The 13,219-nt window shown below is 71.2% G+C and carries 10 protein-coding genes; 5 read left to right on the plus strand and 5 right to left on the minus strand.

What is annotated here, in order from left to right:
* The first annotated feature begins 1 nt into the window (after window position 1).
* The 3 genes from AC099J_RS10660 (at window position 2) to AC099J_RS10670 (ending at window position 1,484) form a co-directional block, all read left to right on the plus strand.
* Window positions 2–382 (plus strand): hypothetical protein, encoded by a 381-nt coding sequence (locus AC099J_RS10660; protein WP_479615217.1) that lies wholly within the window; start codon window positions 2–4, stop codon window positions 380–382.
* Entirely contained in the window at window positions 367–1,221 is an 855-nt protein-coding gene (locus AC099J_RS10665; RefSeq protein WP_479615218.1) for a cytochrome c oxidase assembly protein, read from the plus strand. Before AC099J_RS10660 ends, AC099J_RS10665 begins: the two co-directional genes overlap by 16 nt.
* A 92-nt stretch (window positions 1,222–1,313) precedes the next feature.
* Complete coding sequence (locus AC099J_RS10670; RefSeq protein ID WP_479615219.1) at window positions 1,314–1,484, plus strand: hypothetical protein; 171 nt, start codon at window positions 1,314–1,316, stop codon at window positions 1,482–1,484.
* A 325-nt stretch (window positions 1,485–1,809) separates the two neighbouring features.
* Here AC099J_RS10670 and AC099J_RS10675 read toward each other — a convergent pair whose 3' ends face one another.
* Window positions 1,810–2,550: an IclR family transcriptional regulator gene (locus tag AC099J_RS10675; protein ID WP_479615220.1), complete on the minus strand. Its 741-nt coding sequence runs from the start codon at window positions 2,548–2,550 to the stop codon at window positions 1,810–1,812.
* Window positions 2,551–2,643: 93 nt separating this feature from the next.
* Here AC099J_RS10675 and AC099J_RS10680 point away from each other — a divergent pair, with 93 nt between their 5' ends.
* On the plus strand, window positions 2,644–3,585 hold the full coding sequence (locus tag AC099J_RS10680; protein ID WP_479615221.1) for a hydroxymethylglutaryl-CoA lyase: 942 nt from the start codon (window positions 2,644–2,646) through the stop codon (window positions 3,583–3,585).
* 97 nt (window positions 3,586–3,682) lie between these two features.
* Window positions 3,683–4,816 (plus strand): CaiB/BaiF CoA transferase family protein, encoded by a 1,134-nt coding sequence (locus tag AC099J_RS10685; protein WP_479615464.1) that lies wholly within the window; start codon window positions 3,683–3,685, stop codon window positions 4,814–4,816.
* Between the two features lie 144 nt (window positions 4,817–4,960).
* Here the strand turns inward: AC099J_RS10685 and AC099J_RS10690 are convergent, their stop codons facing one another.
* The 4 genes from AC099J_RS10690 to AC099J_RS10705 all read right to left on the minus strand — a co-directional run bounded on the left by AC099J_RS10690 (window position 4,961) and on the right by AC099J_RS10705 (window position 13,197).
* Window positions 4,961–7,318 (minus strand): ATP-binding protein, encoded by a 2,358-nt coding sequence (locus AC099J_RS10690; protein ID WP_479615222.1) that lies wholly within the window; start codon window positions 7,316–7,318, stop codon window positions 4,961–4,963.
* Window positions 7,319–7,409: 91 nt separating this feature from the next.
* On the minus strand, window positions 7,410–9,773 hold the full coding sequence (locus AC099J_RS10695) for an ATP-binding protein (RefSeq protein WP_479615223.1): 2,364 nt from the start codon (window positions 9,771–9,773) through the stop codon (window positions 7,410–7,412).
* A 51-nt stretch (window positions 9,774–9,824) separates the two neighbouring features.
* Complete coding sequence (locus AC099J_RS10700; protein ID WP_479615224.1) at window positions 9,825–10,982, minus strand: ABC transporter substrate-binding protein; 1,158 nt, start codon at window positions 10,980–10,982, stop codon at window positions 9,825–9,827.
* A gap of 1 nt (window position 10,983) precedes the next feature.
* On the minus strand, window positions 10,984–13,197 hold the full coding sequence (locus AC099J_RS10705; RefSeq protein WP_479615225.1) for a putative bifunctional diguanylate cyclase/phosphodiesterase: 2,214 nt from the start codon (window positions 13,195–13,197) through the stop codon (window positions 10,984–10,986).
* Between the last annotated feature and the right edge of the window lie 22 nt (window positions 13,198–13,219).

The raw sequence follows: 13,219 nt of genomic DNA on the forward strand, positions 1-13,219 counted from the left end.
CATGGAACACCACCCCTCGCATCCCGCGCGCTGGCTGTTCGGCGCCACTGGCGGCCTGCTGCTGTGGGCCAGCAGTTTCGTGGTGTCCTACGCCGGTCTGTCACTGGGATGCGAAGCGGGCTGGCACACGCGCCAGCTGGCCGGTGTCAACCTGTTGACGCTGGCCCTGGTGGCAGCCTGGGTGGCGCACCTGCTGGCCCTGGCGGCGCTGTGGAAGTGGCTGGGCCGCTGGCCGCAGGACGCAATGCAGCGCTGGATGGCCCGCGTGCTCACGACGGTGGCGCTGGGCGCCACGGTCTGGACCGGCTGGCCGCTCCTGGCGCTTCCGCCCTGCGCCGGCCAGGTGGTGGCTTCGAAGGAGACGACATGTTTCAGGACTTGATCGCGCTGTGCCTGGCCGGCAGCCGGCCGGCGCTGCCGCAGGATTGGTGGCTGGCCTTCAGCCTTGCGCCCGCCACAGCGCTGCCCCTGCTGGCGCTGCTGGCCTGGCTGCTCGTCCACCGGCGCCGGCCGGTGCCGCTGGCCGGCTGGGGCCTGCTGGCCCTGGCGCTGGTCTCACCGCTGTGCCGCCTGGCGGCCACCCTGGCGGCAGCCCACATGGCGCAGCTGATGCTGCTGCTGGCCGGCGTGGCGCTGCTGGCGTTGGGCACGCCCGCACGCGAGCGCATGCCCAGGCCCGGCCCTGCCGCCCTGGTGCACGGCGTGCTGCTGTGGCTGTGGCACGCCCCGCCGGTGTATGCGGCAGCGCTGCAATCGGCGTGGCTGCACCTGCTGGCCATCGCGCTGCTGATGGGCTCGGCCTGGTGGTTCTGGCGCGCCGTGCTGCTGGCGCCGGCTGCGCAGCGCGGCGCGGCATGGGGTGCGCTGCTGGCCACCATGGCCCACACCGGCCTGCTGGGCGCACTGCTGACCTTCGCCAGCCAGCCGCTGTACCCGCTGCAGGCGGCCGGGGCGCGCGCCTGGGGGATGGAGCCGCTGCAAGACCAGCAACTGGCGGGCCTGTTGATGTGGGTGCTGGGCGCGCTGGGCTACCTGCTCACCGCCGTGGCGCTGGCGCTGCGCTGGCTCGGCCCGGTGCACCAAGGCGTGTCGGCCGGTGGCGCTGAAACAGGCCAGCGGGCAGGTCCCACAAGGCTTGCCGGGCCGCCAACGGCCGCAAGCGGCCGCCTCGGCAAGGAGCACGTGACCGCACGCCGAGCGAGTGCCACGTCGCCGCGCTGACGGCTGCGGCCGCTGCGCCGTCGTCAGGCAGCCCGGGCCACGACCGGCGCCGTGCCGGCCGCGTCAGCTCCACACCCGTTCGCTACTTCGGCGTGCCCAGAATGCTGCCGGAATCGCTGGGCCGCGGCGTGCTCGACCCCTTGTTGTTGCCCGGCGCCGTCTGCTCGGCGCGCTGTGACGGCGGCGTGGCCTGCGCCGCCGAGGCCGACTTCATCGGCGCAGGCGCGCCGGATCGCGTCGTGCCGTCCTGGCGTGGGCCCTGACCCTCGCCCACCACCGGCTTGGGAGGCGAGCCGGACTGCTGCGCAACGGCAGGAAGCCCCGCCAGGGAACCCGCTGCAAGAGCGGCTGCAAGCCACCCCACCGTGATCGATGGCCTTGATCCGGCCCGTGTACTGCTGTGTGTCATGTGCTTCTCCGTACAAGCGTTCAGGCGCAACTGCTCCTGCGTGAATGAGAGCCTCAGTCTTGGGGGCGGGCTTGCCCGAGCGCGTCAGCTGGGGGCCCCGCCGTCCGTAGGAGGAGCGGGGAACCAAGGCAGAAGCACCGGCGACCGCGCTGCTCTGGCGCAAGCCCCCAGGCGCCTCCTCACAGGAGCCCACCCAGCCGCTGCGCCGCCTGCACCACCTGCGCGACGTGCGCCGCGTCGTAGCGGTGGCTGGGCATGGTCAGCGTGACGGCGCCGGCCAGCGTGCCGTCGGCGCGGAACACCGGCGCAGAGACGCCGGCCAGGTCCGGCATGCGGTCGCCCACGAGCGCGCAGTACCCTTGTGCGCGGATCGTCTCGTAGAGCTTGCGATCAGCCCTGGCGATCACATCGCGCCCCGGCGGGCCGAAGGCGATCAGCACGCGGGCGCCAGCGCCACGGTCCATCGGCAGCACATCGCCGGCCCGCACGTGGTCGCGCAGCACCTGGGGCGAATCCACGCGGTACATGCACAGCCGCACCCACTGCCCGCCCTGCGCCTGGCGCACGTGGTAGGCCGCGCTTTCACGCGTGCGCGCCGCCAGCGCGCGCAGCACCGGCATGACCACCGATTCCAGCGAGAACGACGCCGCGTAGATGCCATGCAGCCGCGCGATCTCCGGCCCCAGGCCGTAGCGGCCGTCCTCGTAGCGGTGCAGCAGGCCGGCATGCTCCAGCGAGGCCAGCAGCCGCAGGGCCGTGCTCTTGTACAGCTGCGTGCGCTCGGCCAGCTCGGCCAGTGACAACGTCCGATCGCCGTTGACGAAGACCCCCAGCAGGCTGAGCGCGCGGTCGACGGCGGCTGCGCCACCGGGCGCGGCATTGGCGTCGGCAACGGAGGCGGTCAGAGACTTCCTGGGCATGGCATGGCTTTCCTTGACGCAGCAGCGTGCATCGCAAATAATTCTGTTCAACGAACCATAGTTCTATCTTACAGAACATTAAGGCACTCGCCGATGCCCGCCGCCCGTCCACCCCCCCACGTGCTGATCAGCGAAGTCGGCCCGCGCGACGGCCTGCAGTCTGTCCGGGCCACCATGCCCACGGCCGACAAGCTGCGCTGGATCGACGCGCTCCATGCCGCAGGCGTGCGCGAGATCGAGGTCGCCTCCTTCGTGCCGGCGCGCCTGCTGCCGCAGATGGCCGATGCGGCCGAAGTCGTGCGCCACGCCATCCAGCTGCCCGGCCTCACCGTCATGGCCCTGGTGCCCAACCGCCGTGGGGCCGAGGCCGCGCTGCGGGCCGGTGTGCACAAGCTGACCATGCCGGTCTCGGCCAGCGCCGCGCACTCGCTGGCCAACGTGCGCAAGACGCGCGAGGAGATGGTGGACGAGGTGCGCGCCATCTCCGACCTGCGCCACGCCATGGCGCCCCACGTCAGGCTGGAGGCCGGCATCTCCACCGCCTTCGGCTGCACGCTGCAGGGCCTGGTGCCCGAGGACGAGGTCATCGCCCTGGCCGTGCAGTGCGTGGCCGCCGGGGCCGACGAATCGGGCCTGTCCGACACCGTGGGCTACGCCAACCCGGCCCAGGTGCGCCGCCTGTTCCGCCGCCTGCGGGCCGAGCTGGGCGACCAAGCCGGCGCGGCCCACATGCACAACACGCGCGGCCTGGGCCTGGCCAACTGCCTGGCCGCGTACGAAGAAGGCGTGCGCACCTTCGACGCCTCGCTCGGCGGCCTGGGCGGCTGCCCGTATGCGCCAGGTGCCTCGGGCAACGTCGTCACCGAAGACCTGGTCTTCATGTTCGAGGCCATGGGCATCGACACCGGCATCGACCTCGCCCAGCTGATCGCGGCGCGCGCGCCGCTGATCGCCGGCCTGCCCGGCGAGCCGGTCTACGGCATGCTGCCCGAGGCCGGCCTGCCCAAGGGCTTCGCACAGGAACGACATGTCTGACACCACCCCACCGCTCCAGCCTCCCCTGCCCCACGCCGGCACGCACTCGCCAGCACCCCTGCCTTACGCGGGCGTGCGGGTCGTCGAATTCACCCACATGGTCATGGGCCCCACCTGCGGCCTGCTGCTGGGCGATCTGGGCGCCGAGGTCATCAAGGTCGAGCCGATCGAGGGCGACAGCACGCGCCGCCTGCTGGGCTCGGGCGCGGGCTTCTTCCCCGCCTTCAACCGCAACAAGAAAAGCATCACGCTGGACCTGAAGCAGCCCGAAGGCCGCGAGGCCGCACTGCGCCTGGTGGCCACGGCCGACATCGTCAGCGAGAACTTCAAGCCCGGCACCATGGCCAAGCTGGGCCTGGACTACGCCAGCATCAGGAAGCTGAACCCGCGCGCGATCTACGTCAGCCACAAGGGTTTTCTGCCCGGCCCGTACGAAGAGCGCACCGCGCTGGACGAAGTGGTGCAGATGATGGGCGGCCTGGCCTACATGACCGGCCGCGCTGGCGACCCCCTGCGCGCCGGCACCAGCGTGAACGACATCATGGGCGGCATGTTCGGCGCCATCGGTGCCATGGCCGCGCTGCGCCAGCGCGAGATCACGGGCGAGGGTTGCGAGGTGCAGTCCGCGCTGTTCGAGAACAACGTGTTTCTGGTCGCGCAGCACATGATGCAGTTCGTGGCCACCGGCCACGCCGCCGAGCCCATGCCCAGCCGCATCTCGGCCTGGGCGGTGTACGACGTGTTCACCGTGAAGGACGGCGAGCAGATCTTCCTGGCCGCCGTCAGCGACAAGCAGTGGGCGATCTTCTGCAATGCCTTCGGCCTGCAGGAGATGCTCTGCGACCCGCGCCTGGCCACCAACAACGACCGGGTCCGCGCACGCGAGTGGATGATGCCGCTGCTGCGCTCGCACCTGGCCGGGCGCAGCGCGGCCGAACTGGCTGCCGTGTTCGAGACGCACGGGCTGCCGTTCGCCCCCATCACCCGCCCGCAGGACTTGTTCGACGACCCGCACCTGAATGCCAGCGGCGGCTTCGGCCAGGTCCGCATGAACGACGGCCGCGAGGCCAAGGTGCCGCTGCTGCCGTTCACGCTGGACGGCCAGCGCCCTCCCATCCGCCTGCAACCGCCGCTGCCCGGCGAGCACAGCGATGCGCTGATGCGCGCGCTGGGCTATGGCGAGGCGGACATCGCGGGATTGAAGGCCAGGCGCGTCATCCGCAGCGACTGACCGGCCGGCAGCCCTGACGGCGCCCTGACGGCAGCCCTGACGGCAGCCCTGACGGCAGCCCTGACGGCAGCCCCGTCGGCAGCGGCACCCACGCCCCATCACGTGCAGCGCCGGTGCGTACCGACGGTGCACGCCCGCGTCCTGTCACCGGTCCACAGGGTCGAACAGCGCATCGTCTGCGTCCAGCGTGCTGCGCTGCGGCGCCTTGTCCGGCAGGCACATCTCGAAGCACGCGCCCTCGCCCCATACGCTTTGCACAGTCAGTGTTCCGCCCAGCAGGTTGACCACGGCGTGGTAGCTGACGTGCAGGCCCAGGCCCGAGCCGCCACGGCCCATCTTGGTCGTCATGAAGGGCTCGAACACACGCTCGATCAGCTCGGCTGGAATGCCCTTGCCGTCATCGGCCACGCGCAGCACGATGCGCCCGTCCGCCGCGCGCTCGGCTGTGATGCGCACCGTGCCGTGGTCGCGCCCGTCGAAGCCGTGCAGCACGGCGTTCTGCACCAGGTTGGCGATGACCTGGCCCAGCGGGCCGGGGTAGCTGTCCAGTTTCAGACCAGTGGGCGGCACGTCGACCTCGATGCGGTAGGCCGTGCGCGAGAAGCTCGGCCGCAGGCTGATCACGATCTCGTGCACCACCTCGGCCAGCTCGAAGGCGCGCCGCTGCGAGCTGGTCTGGTCCAGCGCCACCTGTTTGAAGCTGGCCACCAGTTCGGCCGCGCGCCGCAGGTTGCGCTGGGCGATGTCGGATCCCTCCTCCAGCGTCTCCAGCAGCTCGGTCAGGTCGCTGCGCCGCACGCCACGCTGCATGGCCACGCGGAAGGCGGCTTTCGCCTCGACGATGGCGCTGACCGCCATCACGCCGTTGCCCAACGGCGTGTTGAGCTCGTGCGCCACGCCGGCCACCAGGTTGCCCAGGGCCGCCAGCTTCTCGGTGCGCACCAGCTCGGCCTGCGCGGTGCGCAGCCGCTCGGCGCTGGTCGTCAGCTGGGCATTGGCGGCGGCCAGTGCGTCGCTGCGCAGCCTCACCCGGTCTTCCAGCTGCTGGTTCAGCTCGCGCAGGTCCTGCTCGATCCGGCGCATGGGGCCCAGGTCCAGCACCGCCCAGATCAGCAGGCGCGCGCTGGGCAGCTGCGCTTCCCGCGTGTGCAGCTGTGCCAGCATCGTGGAGCCATCGCGCCGGCGCAGCCACACCTCGCTGGGCGCATGGAACGCCTCGCCGCGCTCGGCGCTGCTGGCCATCAGCACCCCCCGCACGTGCGGGTCGACCCACAGGCCGATTTCCGCCGTGGTGCGCATCAGCACCTCCGCGCGTGCGTAGCCGAGGACGCTGCACCAGGCTTCGTTCACATCCAGCAGCCGGCAATCGTCGCCGGCATCGGCCACCGCCATCGGCACTGGCGAGGCATGGAAGATCGCCTGCAGCTTCTGCTCGCGCCCGCGCAGCTCGCCGGTCAGCGTCTCCAGGTCGCTGGACAGCTGGTTGAACTCGACCACCGCGCCGCGTGGCCAGGCCGAGCCGTCTTGCGCCGCGGTGCCGCTGCGCGCCGCGTGTTCGATGATCTGCTCCAGCGGGCGTGTCAGGCGGATGGCCCAGAGCGGCGCGATCAGCAGGCCGATGCACAGGCAAGCGGCCAGCGCGGCCAGCACCGTCAGCACCAGTTCGCGCACGCTGTCATTGGCCAGGCCCGTCGGCAAGCGGCCGATGAAGAACCAGTCCAGCGCCGGCGAGTGCGACACCGTCACGTGGAAGGTCTCGCCCTCGTGCCGCACCGTGCTGGCCGGTGGGCGCCCCTGCAGCAGGGCCTGCATCAGCGGCCAGTTGAGGATGTTGAGCCGGCCGACGTCTTCGCCATGGCCGCTGCCCGCCACGATGTCGCCCGCACGGTCCACCACCCAGATCGACGAAGATCGCCTGCCTGCCGCCACCTGGACCGCATTGACCAGATAGTCCAGCGGCACCTCGGCCAGCAGCACGTGGCCATGGTGGTCGCGATGCGCCAGCCCGACGATCGTCTCGCCATTGAGGATGGACACGTAGCGCCCACGCCATGCGACGCCGACCTGCTGCCCCACCGCCTGGAACAGCGGGTTGGTCGACAGGTCGCTGCCCAGCAGGTCCTGGCGCCGCCCGCGCAACATCGCAGGCAGGCCCACCGCCATGACCCGGCCGTCCGGCGAGAGGCGGCAGAGCAGCCGCAGCAGGCGACCGTCGCCGACGGCGGCGTCCAGCAGCTCCTCGGCGCGCTCGGGCGGGGCCTCGTCCAGCAGCGCCTCCATCAGCGCCAGGCGGGCCCTGCGCGACTGCATCACGCGTTCCGTGCGCACCTGCATCTCATCGACTTCGAACTGCTGCGCCTCCCAACTCTCGCGCTCCAGGGCCGGCAGGTGCAGGGCCAGCATCGCGCCCACCACCAGCATGAACGTCAGCACCATGGTGACGACCAGCAGCGCCGCCAGATGGCTGCGCAGCCGCCAGTCGATCGATCGACGCCACTTCATGGCCATGGCACGCAGCCGCTGCAGCGTGCAGCGGCGCTGTGGAAGATCCCACCGAGCACGCAGTGGCTGCCCTGCAATGTCAGCAGCTTGCTCACGCCACCCATGCGCCGTCCTGCCGCGTGTTCAAAAAGCCGAAGCCAGAGGGCTTGCGCGGCGGCGCATGGGCCGGCATGTGCAGCGAAAAGCAGCTGCCCACGCCTTCCGTGCTCTGCACACTCAGCGTGCCGCCCAGCACGTTGGCGACGGCGTTGTAGGCGATGTGCAGGCCCAGGCCGGCACCGCTGCGGCCCTCGCTCCGGGCCATGAAGGGCTCGAACAGGCGGTCGATCAGCGCCGGCCCGATGCCACGGCCATCGTCGGACACCCGCAACACGATCTGCCCATCCGGCGCGCGCTCGGCGTCCAGCCGCACCGTGCCGTGCGCGCGACCGGCAAAGCCGTGCTCCACCGCGTTGTCGATCAGATTGCCGATCGCCTGGCCCAGCGCACCGGGGTAGCTGTCCAGCCGCAGGCCGGTGGCCGGCACGTCGACCTCGATGCGGTAGGGCGTGCGCGCCAGGCCGGGGCGCACGCTGGTCACCATCTCGCGCACCACATCGGCCAGCTCGAAGCTGCGCCGCTGCGAGGTCGTCTGGTCCACCGCCACCTGCTTGAAGCTTTGCACCAGCTCGGCCGCCTGCACCAGGTTGCGTTGGGCGATGTCGGCCCCCTGCTCCATGGTCTCCACCAGCAGCTGCAGGTCGGCGCGCCGCACGCCGTGCTCCATGGCCATCTTGAACGTGCTGGTGGCGTCGGCGATGGCGCTGACGGCCATGACGCTGTTGCCCAGCGGCGTGTGCAGCTCCTGCGCCACGCCGCTCACCAGCGCGCCCAGCGCGGCCATCTTTTCCGCGCGCACCAGATCGGTCTGGGCCGTGCGCAGTTGACCGACGGTGGTCGACAGCGCAGCGTTCATGTCTTCCAGCGCCTCCGTGCGCTGGCGCACCCGCTCTTCGAGCTGGTGGTTCAGTTCGCGCAGCTGCTGCTCGATGCGGCGCATGGGGCCGACGTCGATGCTGGCCCAGATCCGCCACACCTCCTTGCCCAGCGCGACGCGTCGCGCATAGGCCTGGACCTGCAGGATCTCACCGTCGCCGCGGCGCAGATGCATCTCGCCGGCAATCACGTCGCCCGGCATCCGCTGCACCAGGTCCTCGCCCTGCTGCGCGTTGAACGGGTTGACATCGACTGCGCAGCGCCCCAGCACATCGCCTCGCGCACGCTGCATCTGTCGGCACCAGGCCTCGTTGACGTCCACGAACTTCTTGCGGTCGAGCAGGTCGATCACCACCATGGACAGCGGCGATGCGTTGAAGATGGCCTTGAAGGTCAGTTCGCGATCGCGCATGGCCACGGCCATGGTCGACAGGTGGCGCGCCAGGCGGTCGAACTCGGTGACCGGCAGGTGCGGCCAGGCCACCTCCTGCCCCGTGCCGCGCAGCGTCTGCGCGGCCCGCTCCACGATGGTCTGCAACGGCCGCGCGAGGTAGACGGCCCAGACCGGTGCCACCAGCAGGCCGATCACCAGGCAGCCGGCGAACGAGAGCGCGACCGCCAGCACCAGGTGCCATACCTGCGGATTGGCCAGGCCCATCGGCGCGGTGCCGATGAAGTGCCAGCCCAGCGTTGTCGAATGCACCGTGGCGATGTGGAAGTCGCGGTCCTGCATGCGCAGGGTCTGCGTGGCAGCGCCCTGGCGCAGCAGCGGCGCCAGCGGCGACAGATCGCTGCCGTCGAACCCAGGCATCTCGCGCCCCTGGCCGGCGTCGGCGACGAGCGCGCCGGCACGGTCGAACACCCGGACCGACGACGAACGCGCGCCCGCGGCCACCGCGATGGTGGCCACCAGTTCGTCCAGCGGCATCTCGGCGATCAGCAGGCCGCCTTGGGCATGGTCCGAACGGTAGGCCAAGCCCAATGTGGTGTCGCCGGTCAGCACCGATGCGTAGTGGGCCTGCCACACGATGCCGGACTGCGCCAGCGCCGCCTGGAACAGCGGGCTGTCGTGCAGCGCGCTGGCCAGCACGTCGTGCCGGCGCCCGCGTTGTGCATAGGGCAGGCCCAACGCCCACAGTTGCCCCAGATCGGAGACCCAGTAGACCGCACGCAGCCCGCTGCCCTGGCCGACACCCTGGTTCAGCAACGCGGTTATCTCATCGGCCGGCGTGACGCGCAGCAACTCGTCCAGCAGCGTCAGCCGGGCCTGGCGCGTCTGCAGCAGCAGTTCGACGCGCGCGGCCATCGCCGCCACCTCGTGCTGCAGCGTATGGCGGGTGTCGCTCTCGATGCGGGGGATGCGCCAGGCCAACACGGCGCTGCCGACCAGCGCAAACGTCAACACCATGCTGACCATCAGCAGCCATGACAGATGGCTGCGCAAGGTCCACACACGCCAACGCGCGGGAAGCGTCTTCACCGCGCCGCCCTCCACCGGGCGCGCTGCCACACTGGCGCAAGGCATCTGGTTCTAACGCAGTCTGGCAAAGCCGCCATTGCGTACCACCACGAAGTGCGGGCGCAGCTCTGTGTCGCCGAAGCGGTCGAAGCGGATGCTGCCCTGCAGTCCCTCGTAGGGGCCCTGGGCCAGCACGGCCTCCTTGACCGTCTGGCCGGCACGGGCCCGGGCCATGGCGTCGGCCAGCACGGTCACCGCGTCGTGGGAGGCGATGGCGCCAAAGCTGGGCTCGCGTGCGAAGCGTTCGCGGTACGCGCGCCTGAATGCCTGGTAGCGCGCTGACGGTTCTTGTGGGTCGTAGGCCTGCGCGGTGACCAGCCCCTCCACCGCGCTGGCGCCCAGTTGCAGCAGCGTATCGGTGGCGGCCCATCCGGCGGCCGCCAGCGGCAAGTCCGCACCTTGCTTGCGCACCTGCTGCGCCAGCTGGGCGACGTCGGCACCCCGGCTGATCACCAGCAGGCCGTCCGGGCGGGCGGCCAGCAGCCCGCGCACGATGTCGGCATACGAGACATCGGCGCCCAGCTGGAAACCGGCGTGCGCCACCACCTGACCACCGAGCGCGGCCAGCCGGGTGCGAAAAGCCTCCAGCCAGGGGCCGGCGTACGCCGGGTTGGATTGGTCGAACGCCACGGCCATGTGCCGCTGGCCGCGCGCGGCCAGCATCTCCGCGAAAGCATGTGCCGATTCCGCCAGCGCGCCGCCCAGCCGCAGCAGATGGTCGTCGCGGCCGACCAGCTCGGGCGTGCTGACGGTCGGGCTCAGCAGCACGATGCCGGCCGCGTCGGCCTGCTCCACCAGCGCCAGCGCCTGGGTGCTGGCGAATGGGCCGACCACCGCCTGGATGCCGGCCCCCAGCAGCTCCTGCATCCCAGCCCGTGCCGCCTCGCGCTCCAGCGGCAGCTCGCGCACCACCAGTTCCAGTGGCCGGCCGTTCACGCCGCCCTGGCGGTTGATGGTGTCGATGGCGACGAACGCACCGTTGCGCCCGTCCTCGCTCACGCTGAAGCCTTTCGCCAACACGCCACCGGCAAAGCCGATGCGGATCGGCGGCTTCGGCCCGCAGGCGGCCAGCACCAGCGCCAACACCGCTGCGAGGGCCAGCGCCAGGGCGCGCGGCCTGACCGGCAAGGCCCACACCCAGCGCTGCCAGCAAGTGCGCACACGGGCCATGTCACAGGCCCGGCGCGGCACGCGCCGCCAGCCAGGCGACCAGCGCGTCGAATGGCATCGGCCTGCCGTACAGGTAGCCCTGCACCTCGTCGCAGCCCATCTGGCGCAGGAGGTCGGCCTGGGTCTGCGTCTCCACGCCCTCGGCCAGCACCTGCATGCCCAGGCGCCGGCCCAGCGGCACCATCATTTCGGCAATGCGTGCACCGGCCCGGCCCGAGACCAGCGCGGCGACAAAGGCGCGGTCGATCTTCAGCCGGTCCGCCGGCAACCGGTCCAGGTAGGACAGCGACGAGAACCCGGTGCCGAAGTCATCGATCGCCACCGCGATGCCGCGCGCCTTGATCTGGCGCAGCAGCGCGGCCACACGCTCCAGGCCCATCACGGCGACGGACTCGGTGATCTCCAGCTCCAGGCACTGCGCGGGCAGCTGCGCCTCGGCCAGGGCCGCATCCAGCCGCGCGAGAAAGTCAGGCTGCGCGAACTGCAGCGGCGACACATTCACCGCCATGCGCAGCGCTGTGGCGGGCGTGCGCAGGCGCGCCAGTGCCCCCAGCGCGGTGCGCAGCACCCACAGGCCGATCGACACGATCAGGCCGGACTGCTCAGCCACGGGGATGAAATCGGCCGGCGAGACAAACTGCCCGTCTGCAAGGCGCCAGCGCAGCAGCGCCTCGACACCGACCACCCGGCCATCGGCCAGCGCCAGCTGCGGCTGGTAGACCACGAACAACTCGCCGCGTTCGGCCGCCTGGCGCAAGCCGTGCAACATCCGCGTGCGCTCGCGCGTGGCCGCACCGTCCTCGGCCGTGTAGTACTGCGCGCGGCCCTGGCCCACAGCCTTGGCCTGCTTGAGCGCGATGGAGGCGTTCTCCGTCAGCGCCACCCCGCTGTCGCCCGCGCGCTGCCAGCGCACCAGGCCCATCGACAGCGACACCGGCTGCGCCACCCCGTCGATCTCGAACGGTTGCCTGAGCAAGGCCCCCAACCGGCCGGCCTCGACCACACCGGCCGGGCCCCACAAGCCGAAGGTGTCGCCGGCCACGCGCGCCAGCTGGCAGTCGGCGGGCAACCCTGAGCGCAGGCGCTGGGCGATGGCGGCCAGCAGCAGATCGCCGTACGCATGGCCGAACATGTCGTTGATCTCGGCGAAGCGGTCGACGTCCAGCAGCGCCAGCACGTGGCCCGCAGCACCACCACTGGCGTTGTCGCGGTCGATCTGCTGCACCAGCGCCAGCCGGTTGGGCAGGCTCAACAGGCGGTCGACGAAAGCAAAGGCGCGCAGCCGCCCCATCATTTCCAGGTTCGAGGCCTGCAGCGCGAGGTTGGCGCTGAGCACATCCAGCAGCCGCGCATCCAGGCCCAGGCGCGTCGGGTCGCCCGGCACAAAGGCCACCAGATCCTGGCCGTTGCGCCCCGGCAGGTACAGGGTGAAGTCGCCCTGGCCGATCACGTTGCGGTGCTCGGTCACGGCACGCGCGATGCCGAGCCCGGCCGGATCGCCGGCCAGCGCCTCCACGCCATCGCCCGGCACACCGGCGTAGCGGCCGGCGCTGGCCAGCACCACGCAGCGCGCCAGTGCGGGGCCGGCTGCGTCGCGCTGCAGGCTGCAGACCAGCCCCTCGGGCACGTGCCCGGCCAGCCCCCCGAACTCGGCCAGGACGCCATGGGCGAAGCGGGGCAGGTCCTGCTCGGCCAGCATGCGGTTGCCGGCCTGCACGACCAGCTCCAGCCCCCGGCCGGCGGCCTGCAGCCGCTGCAGCTGGTCATACGCGCGCACGGCCGTCGTGAGCGAGGTGAACAGCCTGGCGCGCGTCAGCTCGCTCTTGGTCTTGTAGTCGTTGATGTCGTAGCGCTGGATGGTCTCGATCTCCGGCGCATGGCCGGGCTGGCCGGTGCGCAGCACGATGCGCATGTTGGCCAGGCCGAGCTCGCCGCGGATGCGCCCCACCAGCGCCAGGCCCGCCTCCTCGGTCTCCATGACCACGTCCAGCAGCACCACGGCGATGTCGGCCTCGGCCTGCAGCAGCGTCATGGCGGCGGCCGCCGAATGCGCGTGCAGCAACTGCAGTGGCCGATGCTCGATCAGCAGTCCGCGCAGGCCGAAGCGGGTGCTTTCATGGACGCCTTCGTCGTCGTCGACGACAAGAATCCGCCAGGGTGTGGAGTCAGCGGCAGAGGCCGCCTTGCCGGATTCGTCCTCTTGGACGAATTCCAATAAATCTTGTTCGTTCATAAGG

It is taken from the genome of Rhodoferax sp. RT4P68, assembly GCF_056521305.1.

Coding starts and splice junctions, on each gene's coding strand:
- AC099J_RS10660 (WP_479615217.1), top strand. CDS start 2: ATGGAACACCACCCCTCGCATCCCGCGCGCTGGCTGTTCGGCGCCACT.
- AC099J_RS10665 (WP_479615218.1), top strand. CDS start 367: ATGTTTCAGGACTTGATCGCGCTGTGCCTGGCCGGCAGCCGGCCGGCG.
- AC099J_RS10675 (WP_479615220.1), bottom strand. CDS start 2,550: ATGCCCAGGAAGTCTCTGACCGCCTCCGTTGCCGACGCCAATGCCGCG.
- AC099J_RS10680 (WP_479615221.1), top strand. CDS start 2,644: ATGCCCGCCGCCCGTCCACCCCCCCACGTGCTGATCAGCGAAGTCGGC.
- AC099J_RS10685 (WP_479615464.1), top strand. CDS start 3,683: ATGGTCATGGGCCCCACCTGCGGCCTGCTGCTGGGCGATCTGGGCGCC.
- AC099J_RS10690 (WP_479615222.1), bottom strand. CDS start 7,318: ATGAAGTGGCGTCGATCGATCGACTGGCGGCTGCGCAGCCATCTGGCG.
- AC099J_RS10700 (WP_479615224.1), bottom strand. CDS start 10,982: ATGGCCCGTGTGCGCACTTGCTGGCAGCGCTGGGTGTGGGCCTTGCCG.